This is a genomic window from Marinobacter sp. MIT930201 (genome assembly GCF_047122665.1).
Lineage (GTDB): Bacteria > Pseudomonadota > Gammaproteobacteria > Pseudomonadales > Oleiphilaceae > Marinobacter > Marinobacter salarius.
In genome coordinates this window covers 2,890,514-2,910,443 of the sequence record NZ_CP138916.1, presented here as the reverse complement: position 1 = coordinate 2,910,443, position 19,930 = coordinate 2,890,514, and the positions used below count along the sequence as shown (strand labels likewise).

Here is a 19,930-nt window from a genome sequence, read left to right as displayed (position 1 = left end):
CCCGATTGGTATTATCGCTCGGCCAACCTGTCTCCAAGGATCCAGCTCACATGTCCGCTGATCAACCACATCGGGTACTTCTCAGGTACGACCGGGAAGACGATCGGGATGCTTTTCTCCAGGATTTTGCCGGGGCATTTTCAATTGACAGCTACTCCTCTGACCAAGAGGCCCTGGCCGCCATTGCACGGGGCCGATCCCTGCCCGACGCGCTCGTATTCATCACCACCGACACCGATCAGTTGCTGGCGTCTTCTCTACTTCAGCAGGTCAGCGATGGTGGCTGCTGCTTGCGAATCGTCATTGGCGGCCAGTTTTCCCTCGATCAGATCATTCACTTGCTGGAGAATAGGGTTGTCGACCGCTGCTACGCCAAGCCTTGGGACATCAACCTCGTACGCACCGACCTGTTTGCAGCCACCATGTCGGTACAGGATAACGCCGGGCCCACTCCCGTCGAGAGCGAACACCCCAAGCCGCTGGTACTGATCGTTGACGACGAACAATCGGCGACCAAGTACCTGAGCAAACAGCTGATGCGGATGCAGGACCGCTTCGAAATCCGCTGCGCCGCCAGCGCTCAGCAGGCTTTGGAGACTCTCCATCAGGAAGGTCACCGGACTGCAGTCCTGATGACAGATCAGCGCATGCCAGGCATGAAAGGACTGCAGTTGATCAACGAGATGCGACAGTCCTATCCCCATATTACTCGCATCCTCACATCGGCCTACGGGGAACTGGACGTTGCGCTGGGCGCGGTTAATCAGGGGCGAATCTTCCGTTATCAGAAGAAGCCGTGGCATGCCGCATCCCTGCTCCCGGTGCTGGACGACGCTATTGCTCAGCACCACGCATCGCGCCAGAAATCGGAGCAGTGGCAATTTGCACTTGCTGAGCGTTTCGAGGGCGTTCGCGAACGGCGAAAAGCCGCTCTTCTCAGGGCTCTGACCGAATCGCCATCAGTTCCCTTGGCGTCACGGGACGTGATACAGAATTTCCTGAGGGATATGGACGCCATCAGCACCTTGCCTCCCGGCGCCTCCCACTTTCGTGACCATAGCCCTGAGGCTCTGGATAACGCTCTGGTCCGCGGGCTACGCGCCGAACTGACTCGGTATTTGGAGATACCGTTAACCGACGCCGTTCCCAACAACGGTACCCTGCCCGACGCCATTCAGTCAGCGCTGGATGTGCTGTTGAGCGCGTCCGGAATGAGCCGTGACCACCTCATAAGAGAGCAGGATGAGGACGTCACGACCCTTCGGCTGGAAGCCGGCAAGAACCTCCACCTATACAGTCATGTCCTTTCGCCAATGGCGCGTGTTTCCAGCCAATTACTGAAGCAACAGGGCGCCTTGCTTGCGCTCTACATCATGGCCCAACAACAGGGCGGCCAAGTTCTCCTTCAGGGAGGCCAACAACGCTTCACCCTTGAGCTGTCGTTGCCTCTGCGCGCGCCCTCGGGCGGGAGCCGGCAGCCGTGACAAAAGATGATATCCGGCTGTACGTCACCATCGACAAGCGCCTGTACCGGGACGCCATCCTCTATCAGCTGCTTCTTGAAGAGAACATTGATCTGGTGGGCGAGTCCGCAACCGGTGTCGATACATTGGAGCAGTTGCCGACCGTCAGGCCTACCGTGCTGATCATTGAGGAAGCCCTGCAGGACAACGATGGCCTGACCATCGCCGAAGTGGCCCTTTCCAATCACCCCGCGCTGTCTGTGCTACTGCTGGTCGAGCGACCGGTCTCTCCAGCCCGCCTGGCGATCTATCTGGAGTCAGGCATCAAAACGGTTGTGGCCAAGACTCAGTCAGTACAGGAACTCATTCGATCCCTGCACTACATTCGCAACGGGCAAGTGTATGTGGACGCGGACTCGTGCCAGGCACCCGCTACCACAACATCACCAGATCTGGAGGCGTTTCACGCGCTATCTGCCCGTGAACGGGAAGTGGCACGCCTCATGGCGGATCGGGTCGCGTTCAAGACCATTGCGGATCGACTCGGGGTTTCCTATAAAACAGTGCACTCCTACAAGGACCGAATATTCATCAAGATGGGCTTTGAACGGCAACCGGATCTGATGCTGTTCATGAAACGCTTCAGGAACAATCTCGACTCATGAAAATACTCGACGGCCTGCAACAGGTTCAGCAACTTACTCCACGCAAGCAACGACAGTTCGAGCGTTTCTATAGCGCCCAATCCCGGTTCCGTTTCCTGCCGGTCTTTGCGGACGTCTCGCTGCTAATCACACTGATCGGAACCCTTGCGCACATGATGACGCTGGCCACACAGCTTGGCCCTGCCAACGTTCCGAGCGGACTGTTTGTCTACACCACGATTCTCTCCTGTCTCATTGTGGCCCACCGATTCAAGGCCGTGCGTTTTCGCACGCCACTGATCATGTATCTGGTTTTCCTGAACATGGCCCTGTTCAGCTATCTTGCCTTTATCAAAACCGGTGGAGATCTCACACCGACGATCGGGCTCTACTTCTTCATCAGCTTCCTCGGCATCGTGACGCTGTCGCCACGGCATACCCTGATCATGATCGCCATCAATCTGGCGTTTCTCTACGCCGCTATCTGGGCCGCGGTACCCGCAGCGGATGTGGCAACCAAGCTACAGGAAGTGTTGTTGAACTGGCTGGTTCTGATGTGCCTGGTCATTTCACCGTTGTTAGCCGTTTTTTTTCGTCGCTTCGTGCGAAACATCCTGGCGCTGCAGTTCCTGTTGCGCGACAGAAACCGGATGTTGAGCCGCACTCTGCGAACGCTTCAGGTGACTGAGGAAAACCTGATCCAGCAACAGAAGCATCAGGCCCTCAGTCACATGGCCAAGGGCCTGCTCCATGAAATCATGAATCCGGTCAACTGCTCCGTGCAGGCGCTGCAGTACGCAAAGGATATCAACGAAGACCCCGAACTGGGCGAAGCGATCGACGATGCCGCGGCGCATCAGAAACGCATTGCCGACATCGTCTCGGACCTTATCGATTTCTCTGTCCCTCATCCGGAGCACGCCAAAGAACTGGCAAACCTCACGGGGCTTATCAATGCCGCCACGCGCTTCACCAAACACAAACTGCGCGGCATTGACCTGGAGATCGACGTACCGGAAACCCTAACAGTACCTTGCTACCCTTCGGCGCTGACTCAGGTGTTCGTGAATCTGTTTCTCAATGCTGCCTCGGCGCTTCAGAGCCAACTGGATCGTCAGCCCGCCATCATTCATGTGTCGACGACTCGCGATGCCCGGACCCTTGATATCACACTGGCCGATAATGGCTGCGGCATTCCCGAGGAGGAGATACGTCGCCTGACGGATCCTTTCTATTCGACCAGTGACACACCGGAAAACCTCGGGCTGGGCCTTAGCATTTGCCAGACCATCCTGCGCCACCACGGTGGGACACTGTCGATTAGCAGTGCGCTGGGGCAATGGACGCGGGTGACACTGGCGCTGCCCCTGGAGGCCGATCGCGTCAGAACCTGAGCTGGGCACGCACGGTGACCGCATCCCCATCGGGGTTTGCCATCAAAGCATTGCCGCTGATGGTCGGAATCAGGTAATTCACCCTCAGCAGAACCGATTTACGCCAATAATAGTTGATCCCCAGCATCGCTATGGAGGCTTCGGCGCCCACATCCCGCTGCCGGAGATCCACCCCACTCCAGCGCGCCACCAGCTCGACGGCCCCCAGATGGCTGAGTGGGTCAATGCGGTCGAACTCGCCCCGGCTATACCCCCGGTGTTCGCCCGTGAGCAGATAACCCAGTTGGGCATAGCCGCCACTGAATTGCCACTCATCGCCCCCGACCTGCCTGACACGCTGGGTCATCGCCTCCGATGTGACGGTGACTGAATCGCGACTCCAGGCAAACTCGCCACCCAACAGTGCCAGGTCATCCGCGTCAAAACGCGGGCTTCGGATCACATTGTCGGCGCTGTAGACCTCCCCATGATCGCGTATCTGGAACCGTTCGCCGCGCATGTCACGCCAGGATCCGGCCAGGCCCAGATGGATTGTCTGATGTTCAGTGTGAAGCGGGGCAAAGGTCACGCGGCCCGTTACCGCCCTGGGAGCCTGGGAATCGCCACTTTCCCGAAATACGCCCAGTGCCCAGGTGGCCTTTTTACCGGCCCGGTTTACCATCACGCCTTCGGAGCGCCCCGGCGCAAAGGCACTGGTCGCCAGGGAGCGTTCGTTGGTCATCAGGCTGGAATAGCCACTGGTACGTTCAAAACCAAAAGGCTCTTTCATCCGACCCACCTGGACGCCACCCCAGCCAAAGCCATCGTATCGCAACCAGACGTCATCGAATTCCAGTACCTGCTCATCACCGTCGTACTGATAGTCACCATCAAGCTCGAAGGACCAGTGTTTGCCATAGGCAAGTTCAAGTCCAAGCCTGAATTTCCGCAGTACCGTGTTCGTGGTCGAGTCAACGCCATCTTCGTCATGGAAAGCGCCATAATGGTCCACACCGCCCACCACGTAGCCGCCGATGTCGGCCTCAAAATCAGTGGTGTCTGCACGCACCTGCAGGGAAAAGCAGGCCATCAGCCACATCACCAGCATTGCCCAGCGCAGATCGTCCATCATGATCCCTGCTCCATGCGGTAATGCATCCTTAGCTGCGCTGTATCCCGCAGAAAGCTCACGGAAACCACATCCACCCGATTCACATCCAGGCCAGTCCGAGATCGCAGGTCGGCAATCAGTTCGTCCTGACGGTCGGTGTGAATCAGGTCAATTTTTTCGTACTCGATGTCCTTCTCGCCGCACAATGGCAACATCATCCGGGTTTCCAGCAACAAGGCGATGGCGATCACCAGGCCATTCAGGCACGCCAACACCCAATGCTCCACGTTCCCGACGGCCGCCAACAGCGCCATGGCGATCACCAAAAACAGATAGGTCATTTCCTTGATGCCCAATGCTTCGGTGCGGTATCGCAACATCGAGAACACCGCGAACAACCCAAAGGCGAAACCCATGGACACGGTCACCGAATTCAGTAACGCCGTGACCAGGAACACACCCACGCCAAACAGGATGAACGAGGCGGCGTTTTCACGATGGTGGGAAAATGCGTAGTAACAACGGATCAGGATGAAAACCGAGATCAGGTTAATGATCAGGCGGATAAAGAAATGGACATCAACTGCAGATTCCATGATGACTCCTTGAAGTAGCGGTATTCTCTCGGGGCCCTGAGCGCATCAAGCTTCGACAACACTGGCTTGAAGCGGTTGGCCTTGATCCGGCCCCGGCACAGCAGCGCCGTGCCGATGCAGTATTTGCTGAAGCTGACGGGCCTGTGGCCCATCCTTTTCAGGATGTCCAGAACGGGTGAACGCCGCTGATGGCGCAACGATTTGACCTCCACCAACACAACGCCCGGCAACCCGATCCGCTGGTGTTCCCCGCTATGCTCGAAGCAGATATCCGTATCCACGGTAACCCGCTCGTGACCGGTTCTGCTGAGCAGCGTGATGCGATGGTAGTGAACAAAAAGAGCCGGCAGCATCCGTGTCGCCGGCAGGCCCAATTGCTCTTGAAGGAAGTGACGCAGAATTCGTGCGTCTGGCTCCGCCCCGGTCAATACCATTCTCTGTTTGGAGGTGCGCAGTTTGTTGGTCTTGACCTTGACCTCCAGAAAACGCTCACCGGTGGCCCGGTAGTGGCGAGTGCGGACCTTTACGCGGTTCAGTTTGCCATTGTGGTGATCGAGGTAGAGCTGCCGGCCGGGCGTATCGAAATAGAGCGTGTCGTATGCCATTCCCCGACACCCGTTCATCTCCAGCACCGTGTACTCTGCCGTCAGCTCTGCCAGACACTGGTTCAGTTCGGCAGCGTCGATCAGATACTTGGTATCCACCCGATCCATCAACGCTGACGAGCTCTGATCCGCCAGTGAGTGGGATTCAAATGCGTTCAGGCTGAAACAACTGACCATTATTCAGTACCCGGCAGGTATTCCATGGTCATGTCGATGTCCATATCCACATCGCCGGCGTTTGCGCCGCTGCCTACGCTGCTGAGGGTGATGGTGCCGGTCGCCCCCAGCGCCAGTGACACCACGTCGCCAGGTACGGATTCATCCACTTCAAAGAGCAGCGCATTGGTGGCAAAGCCATGGAGTTTATGGGTTCCGGGTCTGTAATCGGTGTCTTCGATAAATACCTGCAACACATAAGGCTTGAAGCCCTGGGCGGCGTCGACACCAATCAGCAATAAACTGTGCACGGCGGGAGCCTGCTCGGTGTCAACGGAGTACACCAGGCTGTCTACTTCAAAGGCAGCGAACGTCAGGCTCGCGCTGACCTGTCGACCATCCGGCAAGGTGAAACTGAATACCCCGGAGTCTGTACCGGATACCGCTGAAACACTGGCGGTCAGGTTGGTCTTGGCCGGCTCGGAGCAGTCCGGCTGGGTATCCTCCAGCAAGGTCACCGCCTCTTCCGGCTCGTTTCCGGCGATGGCGCTGAGCAACACCTCCCGTTGCGATCGCTCATACCCGTCGTCTCCGGGCATGCCGGTGCCAAGCAGGAAGCTTTCAACACTTTCAACGTCGGCCTTCGTGGTCCCGGTCAACGCCATCACCCGCTCGATCTCCAGCTGCATCGCTTCTTCGTCCCAGTGGTTGGCCAACAGGTCTTCCAGCGCGTCCAGGTATTGCTGGCGGTATTCCGGCATCCCATAAAGCCGCTCCGCCAGACGGAAGTTACGGTACAGAGGCGCGGAGCCAGGCTTCAGGGGATGGGTTCCACGAAAGGCGGTATCGGCACCCCAGGGGATGAAGTGGAACAGCCCATCGTCCGGAGAATGGTAGAGGTAAAAGTTATTGGCGTTGCCGCTCGCCGAATCCCACGCTCCCAGCAAGGTTTCCATGGCCCAGAAACGGATGAACTCATCCACATCCAGCAATTGGGGCAACACGTCCATCATCGCCTCATCATCCAGCGCCATGGCGTCCGCAACGGCTTGCAGATCAGAGCGGTTGTTGGCGTCTTCGTTGGTCTTGGTCTCGAACCGGCGGATCAGATAGTTGCCGAAATCGGCCTGCTGCGCCTCATACAGATTGCCCGAGTCATCGCCAAACGTGCGCCGCAAAAAGGGCTTCCGTATAGGTTCAACATGGGCAAAAACCCCCAAATCCTCGCCATTGACGGTCACCTGGGCGTAGTTGCATAACGGCGCTGCGATACCGATATCCCGGAACCGGTCGTAAGCCAGGCATTGACGAACATTGGAGGGATCCTGACGATTGTTGTTCAGGGTCATACGGGACACGTTCTGGTAAGTGCGCCCTTCCTGCAGGTCGTTAAAATCCAGTTTTAGGGAAGGCAGATCCGGGCTGAGGGACCCGATAAAGCCTTTTTTTCGCACGTTCACGTTGCCCATGGTATCGCCGTCGATGGTGACGGTGGCGGGCAACTCGGTGTACTCGAACTCGGGCAGGCATTCGCGGGAGGTGTCAGCCAACGTTCGCGCCTCGGCTTTCAATGTTCGCCAGTTGCTGGCGGACATGGTGATTTCCACGTCGAGCAGGCGCTCCGGGTCAAAAATATCGCCATCACCGCCAATGTTGACCGGCTCTACCGGTGCGTCAAAATCCGAAGGGCTGGATTCGCTGCTGCTCCCGCCGCCACCGCAGCCGGTCAATACCGCCAGAGCGCCCAGCAGAACGACTGCCTTTCCCGGAAATCCATCAGTCCCTATTTTCATTGTTTTGTCCCCACATCAGGCCGAATTGGCCGGTTTCTTGTCTGATGGAAGAGTATTGTCGGGGGGACTGAAAACTGTATGTAAGACTGTCTTACAGCGAAACGGGAAAGCGGACAGGCGTCACATTACTGATCGGTCGACTGCCTGCGATAGAACCGAAGCAATCGTTCCAGCATATCGGCAACGTTGCTCTGCTTGCGAAATCCGTGACCCTCGTCAGGGTACACATACACCTCCGGAGAGCCACCATTGCGACGCAGCGCATTGACGATGGCAGTGGTCTGCTGCGGGACCACCACCCGATCCTGCGCACCCTGGAAAAAGATCATCGGTCGACAGAGGCGATCTGCCTGAGCCAGTGGCGACCTCTGCTGCCAGTTGTCGGGACAGTCGTCGGGAGATCCCAACAACCAGTCCAGATAACCGGATTCAAATCGATGCGTCATCGCTCTCAGCCGCCGGGGATCACTGACACCGAACTGGCTGGCGCCCGCCGCAAACACGTCGGTTTGGACCATGGCCAGCAATGCGGTATAACCGCCCGAACTGCGGCCCTGGATGAAAAGCCTGGCGGGATCAACGGCTTTGTTGGCGACCAGCCAGCGAGCAGCACGTTCCATATCCGCCACGTCCACACGTCCCCAGTTCCCCGCCAACGCCATGCGAAAGGCCCGGCCGAAGCCAGAACTGCCGCGGTAGTTCACTTCAGCCACGGCAAACCCCTGACGGCACCAGAACTGGGTCTGGAGGTTGAGTACCGGATAGGTCGTGGAGGTCGGGCCGCCATGGGCAATCAGGATGATTGGTACCGACTTACCATCAGACGCGGATGGCACTGGCGGGTAGAAAAAACCGCTGATGGCATCGACACCACCGGCTGATGGCGGAACGCTGAAGAGTTCCGGCTGAGACAATGTCATTCCAGGGAAAGGCTCTTCGCCACCGGAGAGTGGCTCGGCATGTCCGGTGCCCCAATCGACCGACAACACCGTGTCGAGCCGGGTGGACGAGCGGGCAATACACAACACCCTCTGGCCCTGCACAACCAGGCATCGAAAGTCGACATACTCCCTGGCGATCCGCACGCCTGTTTCTTCATGCCCTGAAAACAACCACAACTGCCCTACTCCAGCCTGGTACCGCATACGTACCCAACCACCGTCGGGAAGGCATTGGTGGTGACGCTCACCCAGTTGCCAGGGGGCGCTGGCATGATCCTCCCGGCTGTCATCCAGCAAGTGCCATTGCCCGCCGGACGTCAGCCGCCAAGGTTGCCACCACCCCTCATGATCCGACAACACAATCACGTCGTCGCCATCAAATATCGGCTGCTGAACACTGCCTTCTGAGGGCGAAGGCCAGCGTCGCGCCTGGGTCAGTGAGCCGTCCCGCTGAATCGATGCTGTCCAGAGTACGGAGGCAACCCAGGGCATGTCCGGTAGTGACCAGCTCACCCAGGCCAGGTGCCGCCCGTCGGCCGATACCGTCGGGGCGCTGTAAAAGTCTTCCGACTCGTGGAGTATGCAGTTCGCTGATTCACTGTCCGTTAGGGCAATACCCATCAGTTGCTGGCGGCCGTTCGCCTCACGCACTGCCAACACCCGGTGATGCGCCGCGTCCCAGGAGAGTCCGCCATAGCAGGCATCGTCGTCAGTGAGTGGAGAGCACGCCCCTGTGGCCGTATCAATGTGATAAACCTGCTGCCCGGACGCCTCGACGGCGAATACGCTTTCGGGCCCGGCACACAGCGCACCACCTCCATAACCGTTAACCTGGCTGCGAGCGCTGAAGCTGCGAGAGAGCAAAGGAATCCCGACACCCGCCTCCAAGGTCATTATCACATTGCCACCACTGACCGGGTCGGACTCCAGCCAGAATTCACCGGTCGCAGATGCCGCTAGCTCTGTACGCTGTAAAAGCGCCGACGAGGCCTGTTCTGACGTCAGCTTTGTCGTTGCATCTGGCTCACGGGGCGCATCAGCCCCTGAAGAACAACCGGGAGTTGTTGGCGTTGCGATAGGTCAGCTCCTCCAACCCGGCGGTGGCATGGTCCGCCGCTTGGCGGGCGGCGAGGATGCGGTCATGATGGGGTGATTTACTGCAAACCGGGTCGGCGTTGTCGGCATTACCGGTCAGCAGGTAGGCCTGGCATCGGCAGCCGCCGAAATCCTTTCCTTTTTCGTCGCAGGACCGGCACGGCTCCGGCATCCAGCTGTCACCCCGGTAATGGTTGAAACCCGGGCTGTCATACCAGATGGAGTGTAGCGAGGAATCCCGTACATTGGGAAACTCAATGGGTAACAGGCGGGCGCTGTGGCAGGGCAAGGCGGTGCCGTCCGGCGCCACGGTGAGGAACAGGCTGCCCCACCCGTTCATGCAGGCCTTTGGCCGCTCCTCGTAATAGTCCGGGGTGACAAAGATCAACCTCATCGCCGAGCCGTCATCTGCCAGACGTTTGCGATAGATGTTTACTTCGGCCTCAGCCTTTTCCAGCTGTGCCTTGGAGGGCATCAACCCCTCACGGTTTTCGAACGCCCAGCCGTAGTATTGGCAGGTGGCCAACTCCACGTAATCCGCACCCAATCGCTCACACAAACTGATGATATCGTTCATCTGGTGGATATTGTGCCGATGGATCACAAAGTTGAGCACCATGGGGTAACCCGCTTCTTTTACCGCACGGGCCATCGCCAGCTTCTGCTCGAAAGCCTTGCGTGAGCCGGCCACGGCGTTGTTCAGTTCCGGGTCTGAGGCCTGGAAACTGACCTGGATATGGTCCAGCCCGGCGTCGCGGAAGGCGTTCACCTTGGCCTCGGTGAGCCCCAGGCCGGAGGTTATCAAATTGGTGTAATAGCCCAGCTGCCTGGCTTCTGCAATCAGCTCCGGAAGGTCCTGACGCACCAGCGGTTCGCCGCCGGAAAAGCCCAGTTGGGCTGCTCCCATCTCACGGCCCTGGCGCAGCACCCTGACCCACTCTTCGGTGCTTAATTCCTGCTGGGTCTGCGCGAAATCCAGTGGATTGGAACAGTAAGGGCACTGCAGTGGACAGCGGTAGGTCAATTCCGCCAGCAGCCATAGGGGCGGACCAATACCAGGGCGATCGCCCGTCGGCATGGTGTCGTGCTGACTCATGGAAACAGTATCCAATGCTGCTGTTCGGCGTCCTTGAGGAAATCACTGACATCGTTTGCCAGGGATCCCGCATCGGGGAACTGCTGTTCCAGGATAGCGACAATATCGGCCACCGTGCGCTGGCCATCCACTTCCTTCAGCACCGCCCCGGCGCTGTCGTTCAACCGCACCATACCTTCGGGATACAACAGCACATGGGCGTTCTGGGCCGGCTCCCACTGGAAGCGGAAACCCGGGCGAAGTCGCGGTGTGCGCTCCATGGGCGTGGCCACTACACCCCCCGGTGCCAGACTGGCTGGCTGGTTACGGTGTGGTACGGCGGCGTGCGGTGCTGATAAGCCATAGTCAGGGCATCCAACATAGACCATAAGATATCCAGTTTGAATTGAAGGATTTCCAGGGCACGGGCCTGCTGTGCCGCGGTGGTGAAGTGATCGAGGGTGATGGTGAGGCCATGTTCCACGTCACGGCGCGCTTCCGACAACCGCTTGCGGAAATAGCCATAACCATCGGTCTGGATCCAGGGATAATGCTGAGGCCAGCTATCGAGCCGGGACTGGTGAATCTCCGGCGCAAACAGTTCCGTCAGGGAGGAACAGGCCGCTTCCTGCCAGGTCGCCCGTCGGGCAAAGTTCAGGTACGCATCAACCGCAAACCGCACACCCGGCAGCACGTGGCGCTGGTCGATGACCTCGTCCCGAGTTAACCCTACTGCTTCCGCCAGGCTCAGCCAGGCCTCGATACCGCCTTCGTCGTCACTGTGGCCATCGTGATCCAGTACTCTCTGGAGCCACAACCGGCGCACCGAGGCATCCGGGCAGTTGGCCATGATCGCCGCGTCCTTGCGGGGAATGTTGATCTGATAGTAGTACCGGTTAGCGACCCAGCCACGAATCTGCTCAGGAGTACAATCACCGCCATACATGGCTTTATGGTACGGATGGTGGATGTGGTAGTACTGGCCCTTTGCCCGCAGGGCCTGCTCGAAATCCCCGCGATTCATGACAGGTGTAGCGAGTGCGTTCACGAGGGCACCTTCATATCCAGATGCATGCCGTCAAACGACACCTCAATGCCGTGCCTGGCCAGCACGGCCCGTTCCGGGGAGTCTTCGTTGAGAATGGGGTTGGTGTTATTGATATGGATAAGGATTTTCCGGCGTGCTGGCATGGTATCCAGCACATCGATCATGCCCCCGGGGCCGCTCTGGGCAAGATGCCCCATTTCCTGACCGGTACGGGTACCCACCTCGCAGCGCAACATTTCATCGTCGTGCCAAACGGTACCATCCACCAGCAGCGTGTCGGCTTTGCGCATCCACTGCAGAATCTGCTCATCGGGCTGCCCGAGCCCCGGGGCGTACATGACGGTTTCACCACTGCGGGTGTCTTCTATGAAAAGCCCAATGTTGTCTCCCGGGTGGGGATTATTCCTGCGCGGCGAATACGGCGGCGCATTACTGAGTAACGGAATGGCCGTCAACCGCAACGCCGGGGCGCAGGGAATGGAAAAAGACTGTTGATCGGTACAGGGTACTTCATGCCACTGGGGGCCACCGCTCCAGTGGGTGAGCATGCGAAACAGTGGAAAGCCGCTGCTCAGATCTTCATGCACCTGGGCGGTACACCACACGTCCAGGGGCAACCCCTCGCGCAACATCAGCAAACCGGTGGTGTGATCCACCTGGCTGTCGCACAGCAACACCGCGTTAATTCCGGTATCCCGAAGCGCACGCGCCGGCTGCATGGCATCAAAGCTTGCCAGTTGAGCACGAATGTCAGGAGAGGCGTTACAGAGAATCCAGTGCACGCCGTCTTCGCTTATGGCGATGGATGACTGGGTACGTGCGCTGGCGTTCAGGGTCCCTTTGCGGAAGCCATCACAGTTGGCGCAATTGCAGTTCCACTGGGGAAACCCTCCGCCGGCGGCGGAACCGAGGATACGAATCTGCATAACGAAATCTCCAGAAGCAAAATGGCCAGCGCACTAGGCTGGCCATCACTTCTCAGCGGTTGGCGAAGTACATGGTGACTTCGAAGCCGATCCGCAGGTCTTCATAGGCTGGTTTGGTCCACATAACGCTTACCTCTTGTGATGATTGTTGTGGCATTGAGGATCCGTTAACCGGTCATCCGGCAACTCACCTTCAATCCTACCCAGTCCACGAAAAGGCAAATATGGTACTTTGGCACTGATTTCCAGCCGATCCGGGCCCTGAAATTCATCCTTTCGACCCATTCCGGTGAACGCCGGCGCAGACACAAAAAAAGGCCCTGGGAAGGACCTAAAAATGGCAGGAAGACCCATCCACCCCCACCAGTCAACTACAACCCGGTAGAGATGCACCCCGGCCAGACACCGGGGAGGAATGTGCACATCCATGTGCTGACTCGCCACCGGGCCTGTGTGGGAGGGCCCGGGCACAACAGTCATTGGCGGACTTAGAAGAAGCCCAGCGGGTTGATGTCGTAACTGACCAGCAGGTTCTTGGTCTGCTGGTAATGGTCCAGCGCCATCTTGTGGTTCTCGCGGCCAACGCCGGACTTCTTGTAACCACCGAAGGCAGCGTGCGCCGGGTACTGGTGGTAACAATTGGTCCATACGCGGCCCGCCTGGATGGCGCGGCCCATGCGATAGGCACGGTTGATGTCGCGGGTCCAGAGACCGGCACCCAGACCGAACTCGGTATCGTTGGCGATGGCCAGGGCTTCTTCTTCGTCCTTGAAGGTGGTTACACCCACCACCGGACCAAAGATTTCCTCCTGGAACACACGCATGTTGTTCTTGCCTTTGAACAGCGTGGGCTGAACGTAGAAGCCATTGTTATAGGCATCGTCCATTTCCTCACGGCCACCGCCGGTCAGCACTTCCGCGCCTTCCTGCTTGCCGATGTCGAGGTAGGACATGATCTTGTCGAACTGCTCCTTGCTGGCCTGAGCGCCGACCTGCACATCGGTATCGAGCGGGTTGCCACGCTTGATGGACTTCGTGCGTTCAACAACCTTGGCCATGAACTCCTCGTACATGTCTTCCTGTACCAGCGCACGGGACGGACAGGTACAGACCTCACCCTGGTTGAAGAACGCCAGCACCAGGCCTTCCACACACTTGTCGATAAACTCCGGCTCAGCCTGCATTACGTCTGAGAAGTAGATGTTCGGAGACTTGCCGCCCAACTCTACAGTAGAGGGGATGATGTTCTCGGCCGCGCATTTGAGAATGTGGGAGCCCACCGGTGTGGAGCCGGTGAAGGCAATCTTGGCAATACGCTTGCTGGTGGCCAGGGCCTGGCCCGCTTCAATGCCGTAGCCGTTGACGATGTTAACCACGCCCGGGGGTAACAGATCGCCAATCAGGTCCATCAGGATCAGGATGCTGGCTGGCGTCTGCTCGGCAGGCTTCATCACCGTACAGTTGCCGGCTGCCAGACAAGGCGCCAGTTTCCACACAGCCATCAGCAGTGGGAAGTTCCAGGGAATGATCTGGCCAACCACACCCAGTGGCTCATGGTAATGATAGGCCACAGTGTTGTTGTCGATGGCGCTGGACGTGTCTTCCTGGGCGCGGATACAACCGGCAAAGTAACGGAAGTGGTCAACCGCCAAAGGAATGTCGGCGTTCAGTGTCTCGCGAACGGCTTTGCCGTTATCCCAGGTTTCGGCGACCGACAGCATTTCAACATTCTGCTCGATACGGTCGGCAATTCTCAGCAGGATATTGGAACGCTCAGTGGTCGAAGTTTTTCCCCACGCTGGCGCGGCCTTGTGGGCGGCATCCAGAGCCAGGTCAATATCTTCGGCCGAGGAGCGGGGGATCTCACAGATGACATCGCCGGTCACCGGCGTGATGTTTTCAAAGTACTGACCCTTGACCGGGGCGACCCACTCGCCGCCGATGTAGTTCTCGTAACGGGGTTTGAAGGAGACGACGGAGCCTTCCTTACCAGGTTGTGCGTAGATCATGGTCTCGACCTCTTGTTGTGTTTGTCGCAGGACAACGCGGCCTTGCGCGTTTACCTATTCAATGTAGACCCCGGCACTGGATAGTTGAATGATTCGATGGAGGTGAAAAACTCATCCCTTGGTAGTAAACGCCAGGGCATGGAGGTGGGAAATTACCACCTGTTCGGCAGTGTCCACGACGTCAGGAGGGAATTCGCCCTCTATCCCAAGCCTGCGTAGTAATGGGAAGCGGCCTACAAGGAAAAAGACAATCTGACCCATGACGGTATGGGCCTCGATGATGACCCGGCGCTCGTCGGGTGACCGGTCCATCACGACCGCAATCAGGCGGGTCAGGTGCACATGGACACGTTCGAAGGTTTCCTCGTAGAGGATATCAAACGCCTCAGTGGGACTGGCCTGTTCGCGCATCACCAACATGAGCCAGCGGCGAGCCTCCGGGGCCTGGGCGAACTGGCGAACCATGCGTTTCACGATGAGTTCGAGTTGGGCCAGGGCCTGATCGCAATCACTGGCGCTTGCAGCCGATTGCTCGCCAGTAAAACCGAAAACTTCTCTCATGCGCCGGGCAATATGCCGGGCAATGGCGTGGTACAAGCCAGTCTTATTATCGAAGTAATAGGCAATGGAGCCGATATTGGAATCGGCGGCTTCGGCAATCATGCGGGTCGTGGTGCCTTTGAAACCATATTGACCAAACAACTCCATGCCCGCCAGGATCAGTTTTTGGGCGGTTTCGTCTTCGGCTTTGCCCGGCTCGTTTGCCACTGCTTTCTCTCCAAATGCACTATGTTGTCTCGGTTGCATGAGGCATCTTCCCTGATTCGCGGGCAAAAAAGTAGGTGTACAGCACCGGCACCACGCCCAGACTCATCAGGGTTCCCAGGCCCAAACCAAAGGCCATGGCGCTGGCCATGGCATAGAATAGCGGATCTTTACCCACAATCAGCGGCAACAGTCCGAGGATGGTCGTGGCAGCCGACATGACAATGGGCCTGAGCCGTCGAACGGAGGCGCGGACAACGGCCTCCTGCAGCGAATGCCCCTCGTCACGACGTTCCCGGTCGATTCGTTCGATCAGCACGATGGCATTATTGATGATAATGCCGGCCAGGCTGTAGATCCCCAAAAGTACCATGAACCCGAAATCCGCCCGCAATGCCAATAGGCCTATTGATACGCCCAGTATCACCAGGGGAATGGTGACCACGATCAACAGCGGGCGCTTGTAGGAATTGAACTGGGCTACCAGCAGGATCAGGATCAACCCCAGGCACAATGGCAGGTTGGCTTGCATCGAGGCCTGCCCTTCGGCGGACTGCACCACCACGCCGTCAAACTCAACCCAATGGCCCGGCGGCAAAGAGGCCTCCAGGGATCTCAGTGTTGGGGTAATGCGAGGCATCATGTCCTCGGCAGTCAAAGCATCGTTTCGTCCTTCGATGGTAATGGCGCGAACCAGATTGTGCCGGTCGATCCGGTAGTAGCCATCGTCCAGCCCGATTGTCGCCACCTGGTTCAGGGGAACACCCTCACCAGGATCGTTCAGCGGGTAGACCACTAGCGATTTCAGGCGCTCCAATCGGGACCTCACTTCAGGCGGGTAACGCAACACAATGGGCACCAGGGTGTCGCCCTGGCGTAACTGGCTCAGTTGATAACCATCAATGGCTCCTTTCAGCGAGCAGGCAATATCGGCAGAGGTGACACCGGCGCGATCCGCCTGTGCCTGGTTAACCTCGATGCGCAATGACGGTATGCGTGCTTCCCAGCTCTGACGCACGTCCCTGCCCCCCGGCATAGCGCGGAGTTCTGCCTCCACCTTTGCCGCAGTATCGTAGAGCACCTCTCGGTCTGGCCCCTTGACCAGAATCTCCAGCAGGTTGGAATCTGAAGGCCCGAGGAACATCCGGGTGACCTGGGAGGACAGTTGCGGAAACTCCTTAGCCAGCAGTTGCCGCGCCGCTGTCATCACCGATGCCATCTGGTCCCTCTTTGCCACGTTCAACACCAGGAAGCCTCTATTCGGCGCCGGATCGATGGGGGTGAGTGACAACACGAACCTGGGACCACCAAATCCGGCGTAGGCCGCCACACCCGTCAGTTTGTCACCCAGAGATTCGGTGAGCGACCGGCTGACCGCCTGAACCTGCTGGTCCGTTGCAGAGGGCGCACTGTCAGATGGCAGATCCAGGTAGACCAATACCTGATGCCGGTCTGAATCGGGAAAGAACTTCTTGGGCACCACCTGCATCAATCCAATACCCAGCAACAGCAAAGCCACCACCGCTATCAGGAATAACGGCCGATGCCGCAGGCAGCGTCTGAGCACCACCTCATACCCACTGGACATAGCCCGGAACAGGCGCTCGGATAATGCCGCCGGCCCGGTTTGTTGCTGAGGTGCACTGCGATCGGAATCATCAGCGGGGCGTTGCATGAAGCGATGACACCATATCGGCACCACTGTCATCGACAGCAGCCAGGACGTCAGCAACGACAGGGCAATCACTATTGATATCGACCGGGTATATTCGCCCGAGACATGTTCCGCCAACATCAGTGGCAGGAAGACCAGAATGGTGGTCAGCGTGGACGACAGAAGGGGCATAGACAGTTCACCCCCGGTCTGTTTCAGCGCCAAGTCACGAGACGTACCCTCCGCCAGGCGAACTTTGAAGTCCTCCGCAACGACGATCGCGTTGTCCACCAACAGCCCCAGGGCAATGACGAGGGTTGCGAGGCTCATGCGCTGCAACGTCATGTCGAAGAGCCCCATCAATGCCAGGGTTACGAGCATGACTGCCGGTACCGTTGAGCCGACTATCAGGCCGGTGCGAATGCCCAGAAACAGAACCACAACCGCCAGAACAATAGCCAGGGTCTGTATCACACTGAGGCTGACGCCATAGACCGCATTGGCCACTTGGTCCGCCTGGAACGTCATGATGTCCAGGTTATAGCCCGCCGGCAGGCTGGCCCCGATGTTGTCCAGGCGAGCCCTTACGGCTTCGCCATAATCAAGGACGCTATAGCCATCAGTCATGGAGATGGCAAATACAATTGCACGCTTGCCATTGTGGTAAGCGGTGTTAGCCGGAGGATCCAGGTATCCCCGATTGACCGCTCCAAGGTCCGCCAGGCGAAGGGAGCCACCATCGGGCAACCGAATGTCCGATGCCCGCAGGGCTTCCAAGTCCGGAAACGCACCCGACACCTGCAGTGCCAGCCGCTGCTCTCCGGATTCCATAACGCCCGCCGGTGAGATAACGTTTCGATCACTAAGCTGTGAGGCCAACTGAACCGGCGTCAGCCCAAGATTGGCAAGGCGGGATTCACTGACATCGATGTAGATGCGTTCCGGCTGCACACCGTGCAACTCCACCTTACGGGTTCCCTCCACACCATACAGACGGGCGCGCACATGTTCGGCAATCTGCAGTTGTTCAGCCTGGCTGAACTGATCTGAGGTGAGCGCAGCAGTGACCACGGCCACATTACCGAAATCGTCATTGACGACTGGCGCCTCAGTCCCCTCCGGTAATTGACTGCGGGCACTCTCCACCTTCTGGCGCACGTCATCCCAGATCTGAGCCAGATCGAAGTAGCGATCCTGAATCTCAACATGAATCAGTGACTGCCCCCGCATCGAGGTGGACCGGATATGCTCCACCTCGGCAACCTGTCGAATCCGGGTTTCCAGCGGCTTGGTGATCCATTCCTCGACCTGCTCGGCGGGTAAGCCAGCAAAACGGGTACTGACCACCGCCTCGCGGACGGTAATACTGGGATCCTCCCTGGTGGGAAGCGAGAGGTAGCTGAACGCGCCAAAGAACATGGCGGCCACGGTGGCCAACAGGACAACCGGACGGAAACGGAACGCGAGCTGGGAGAGGTTCATGACCACCTCAATGGAACTGTTGTGGGCCCTGGCCCAGAATGCTGACGCGGTCACCTATCGAGACAAACTCGACACCGCGCGCGACAACTTTCTGCCCCACTTGCAGGCCCCCGGTGACCACCGCCTCGCCGTCTGCTACCGAGAGTACTTTCACCGGCACGGAGACCAGTTGGTTAGCGTCATCAAGCAGCAGAACCCGAGGCTCACCCAGGACTGGGTATAACAGGGAAGTCAGTGGCACACGAAAGGAGTCAACCGACGTGGTCATGCTATCGGTCGCTATCTTGAAAGAAACTTCAGCGGTCATACCAGAGCGAAGCCCCGCCATGGACCCAGTCATACGGAGGATAACCGGGTAATCATTCCCGTCAGCGGCGTGACTGCCAATGTGTGTTACCCGCGCGGTCGTCTGTGCGCCGTCCAGTGCGGGCACTGACACTGACTGGAGGCTTTCTGCCTGAACCTGCCCGATGACGTTCTCCGGCACCCGGGTCAACACGTCAAAACCGTCGCCACTTGAAACAAGGTTGAAGATGACCTCGTTGGCCGCCACTCGTTGCCCGGGTTCAGCGTGCCTGCGTGCCACAGTGCCATCGAACGGTGCCCGCAGGCTTGTCTGTTCCAGATCCCGCGCTGCCAGTTTCCGGGACGCGACGGCGGAGTCCACCCTGGCCCTGGCACCAGCCACGGCTGCCTCTGCGTTTTCCAGGGTAGCTTCACTGGTATGCCCGCCCTGGCGCAGCCTTGTCAGCCGCCGTAGCTCGCGCTGAACGTCAGCAAGGCCTGTCCTGGCCTCCACCTCTGCCGCCTTACTGCGTTCATACGTCAGTTGGTAGCGCTCGCCATTCAACCTTGCGAGGATATCGCCACGCTGAAAGGCATCGCCAACATCCAGGGTCAGATACTCCACCTGGCCAGTTACTTCAAAGCTCAGCGTGGTTCTTCGGCTTGATTCCACCCGGCCCGGCAAGGTCATCCAGGACATCGATTCAGCCGGCTCAACATTTGCCACGTCCACTAGCCGTGGCGAAGACGAGGTATCCAGTGGTTCAGAAGCCGGCGAGCAGCCGGCCAGTATCAGCACCGCAAGAATGATTACCAGCACCACAAGCCACCCCTGTTTAATCATCTGATTAAGGCATCATATAATCATTTGATTAAAACTGAAAGGATGTACCAAAAAAAAGGGCTGCC

17 protein-coding genes are annotated in these 19,930 nt (G+C 58.3%); 3 read left to right on the top strand and 14 right to left on the bottom strand.

Annotated elements, in window-relative coordinates:
* The first annotated feature begins 50 nt into the window (after positions 1-50).
* The 3 genes from SIC19_RS13290 to SIC19_RS13280 are packed head-to-tail and all read left to right on the top strand — an operon-like array spanning position 51 to position 3,501.
* Positions 51-1,484, top strand: a complete 1,434-nt coding sequence (locus SIC19_RS13290; protein ID WP_075194298.1) for a response regulator — start codon at positions 51-53, stop codon at positions 1,482-1,484.
* A complete protein-coding gene (locus tag SIC19_RS13285) occupies positions 1,481-2,128 on the top strand; it encodes a response regulator transcription factor (protein ID WP_041336799.1) in 648 nt (215 codons plus the stop codon). The genes SIC19_RS13290 and SIC19_RS13285 overlap by 4 nt, the downstream gene beginning before the upstream one ends.
* Positions 2,125-3,501, top strand: coding sequence for a sensor histidine kinase (locus SIC19_RS13280; protein ID WP_075194297.1), 1,377 nt, complete (start codon positions 2,125-2,127; stop codon positions 3,499-3,501). The genes SIC19_RS13285 and SIC19_RS13280 overlap by 4 nt, the downstream gene beginning before the upstream one ends.
* Here the strand turns inward: SIC19_RS13280 and SIC19_RS13275 are convergent.
* From SIC19_RS13275 to SIC19_RS13210, 14 genes are all read right to left on the bottom strand, one after another.
* Positions 3,491-4,612, bottom strand: coding sequence for an OprO/OprP family phosphate-selective porin (locus SIC19_RS13275; protein WP_075194296.1), 1,122 nt, complete (start codon positions 4,610-4,612; stop codon positions 3,491-3,493). The genes SIC19_RS13280 and SIC19_RS13275 overlap by 11 nt on opposite strands.
* On the bottom strand, positions 4,609-5,187 hold the full coding sequence (locus tag SIC19_RS13270) for a DUF4956 domain-containing protein (RefSeq protein ID WP_075194295.1): 579 nt from the start codon (positions 5,185-5,187) through the stop codon (positions 4,609-4,611). The genes SIC19_RS13275 and SIC19_RS13270 overlap by 4 nt, the downstream gene beginning before the upstream one ends.
* Positions 5,148-5,969 carry a polyphosphate polymerase domain-containing protein gene (locus SIC19_RS13265; RefSeq protein ID WP_075194294.1) on the bottom strand — a complete coding sequence of 274 codons (822 nt, stop codon included), beginning with the start codon at positions 5,967-5,969 and terminating at the stop codon, positions 5,148-5,150. Before SIC19_RS13265 ends, SIC19_RS13270 begins: the two co-directional genes overlap by 40 nt.
* Entirely contained in the window at positions 5,969-7,741 is a 1,773-nt protein-coding gene (locus SIC19_RS13260) for a CotH kinase family protein (RefSeq protein WP_226909973.1), read from the bottom strand. Before SIC19_RS13260 ends, SIC19_RS13265 begins: the two co-directional genes overlap by 1 nt.
* A gap of 125 nt (positions 7,742-7,866) precedes the next feature.
* Entirely contained in the window at positions 7,867-9,576 is a 1,710-nt protein-coding gene (locus SIC19_RS13255; RefSeq protein ID WP_083637119.1) for a prolyl oligopeptidase family serine peptidase, read from the bottom strand.
* 142 nt (positions 9,577-9,718) lie between these two features.
* Positions 9,719-10,873 (bottom strand): pyrroloquinoline quinone biosynthesis protein PqqE, encoded by a 1,155-nt coding sequence (pqqE, locus tag SIC19_RS13250; RefSeq protein ID WP_178380751.1) that lies wholly within the window; start codon positions 10,871-10,873, stop codon positions 9,719-9,721.
* Entirely contained in the window at positions 10,870-11,133 is a 264-nt protein-coding gene (gene pqqD, locus SIC19_RS13245; RefSeq protein ID WP_075194481.1) for a pyrroloquinoline quinone biosynthesis peptide chaperone PqqD, read from the bottom strand. Before pqqD ends, pqqE begins: the two co-directional genes overlap by 4 nt.
* Positions 11,134-11,144: 11 nt before the next feature.
* Entirely contained in the window at positions 11,145-11,876 is a 732-nt protein-coding gene (gene pqqC / locus SIC19_RS13240; protein WP_178380755.1) for a pyrroloquinoline-quinone synthase PqqC, read from the bottom strand.
* Positions 11,877-11,896: 20 nt separating this feature from the next.
* Complete coding sequence (pqqB, locus tag SIC19_RS13235; RefSeq protein ID WP_075194291.1) at positions 11,897-12,826, bottom strand: pyrroloquinoline quinone biosynthesis protein PqqB; 930 nt, start codon at positions 12,824-12,826, stop codon at positions 11,897-11,899.
* 52 nt (positions 12,827-12,878) lie between these two features.
* Positions 12,879-12,950, bottom strand: a complete 72-nt coding sequence (gene pqqA / locus SIC19_RS13230) for a pyrroloquinoline quinone precursor peptide PqqA (RefSeq protein WP_007153157.1) — start codon at positions 12,948-12,950, stop codon at positions 12,879-12,881.
* Between the two features lie 364 nt (positions 12,951-13,314).
* Complete coding sequence (locus tag SIC19_RS13225; RefSeq protein WP_075194290.1) at positions 13,315-14,835, bottom strand: aldehyde dehydrogenase family protein; 1,521 nt, start codon at positions 14,833-14,835, stop codon at positions 13,315-13,317.
* A gap of 111 nt (positions 14,836-14,946) precedes the next feature.
* Positions 14,947-15,603, bottom strand: a complete 657-nt coding sequence (locus SIC19_RS13220; RefSeq protein ID WP_226909974.1) for a CerR family C-terminal domain-containing protein — start codon at positions 15,601-15,603, stop codon at positions 14,947-14,949.
* 19 nt (positions 15,604-15,622) lie between these two features.
* Complete coding sequence (locus SIC19_RS13215) at positions 15,623-18,736, bottom strand: efflux RND transporter permease subunit (protein ID WP_185906455.1); 3,114 nt, start codon at positions 18,734-18,736, stop codon at positions 15,623-15,625.
* 7 nt (positions 18,737-18,743) lie between these two features.
* Positions 18,744-19,865 (bottom strand): efflux RND transporter periplasmic adaptor subunit, encoded by a 1,122-nt coding sequence (locus tag SIC19_RS13210; protein WP_075194287.1) that lies wholly within the window; start codon positions 19,863-19,865, stop codon positions 18,744-18,746.
* Positions 19,866-19,930: the final 65 nt, after the last annotated feature.

Coding starts and splice junctions, on each gene's coding strand:
- SIC19_RS13290 (WP_075194298.1), top strand. CDS start 51: ATGTCCGCTGATCAACCACATCGGGTACTTCTCAGGTACGACCGGGAA.
- SIC19_RS13280 (WP_075194297.1), top strand. CDS start 2,125: ATGAAAATACTCGACGGCCTGCAACAGGTTCAGCAACTTACTCCACGC.
- SIC19_RS13275 (WP_075194296.1), bottom strand. CDS start 4,612: ATGATGGACGATCTGCGCTGGGCAATGCTGGTGATGTGGCTGATGGCC.
- SIC19_RS13270 (WP_075194295.1), bottom strand. CDS start 5,187: ATGGAATCTGCAGTTGATGTCCATTTCTTTATCCGCCTGATCATTAAC.
- SIC19_RS13265 (WP_075194294.1), bottom strand. CDS start 5,969: ATGGTCAGTTGTTTCAGCCTGAACGCATTTGAATCCCACTCACTGGCG.
- SIC19_RS13260 (WP_226909973.1), bottom strand. CDS start 7,741: ATGAAAATAGGGACTGATGGATTTCCGGGAAAGGCAGTCGTTCTGCTG.
- SIC19_RS13255 (WP_083637119.1), bottom strand. CDS start 9,576: ATGACCTTGGAGGCGGGTGTCGGGATTCCTTTGCTCTCTCGCAGCTTC.
- pqqE (WP_178380751.1), bottom strand. CDS start 10,873: ATGAGTCAGCACGACACCATGCCGACGGGCGATCGCCCTGGTATTGGT.
- pqqD (WP_075194481.1), bottom strand. CDS start 11,133: ATGGAGCGCACACCGCGACTTCGCCCGGGTTTCCGCTTCCAGTGGGAG.
- pqqC (WP_178380755.1), bottom strand. CDS start 11,876: ATGAATCGCGGGGATTTCGAGCAGGCCCTGCGGGCAAAGGGCCAGTAC.
- pqqB (WP_075194291.1), bottom strand. CDS start 12,826: ATGCAGATTCGTATCCTCGGTTCCGCCGCCGGCGGAGGGTTTCCCCAG.
- SIC19_RS13225 (WP_075194290.1), bottom strand. CDS start 14,835: ATGATCTACGCACAACCTGGTAAGGAAGGCTCCGTCGTCTCCTTCAAA.
- SIC19_RS13215 (WP_185906455.1), bottom strand. CDS start 18,736: ATGAACCTCTCCCAGCTCGCGTTCCGTTTCCGTCCGGTTGTCCTGTTG.
- SIC19_RS13210 (WP_075194287.1), bottom strand. CDS start 19,865: ATGATTAAACAGGGGTGGCTTGTGGTGCTGGTAATCATTCTTGCGGTG.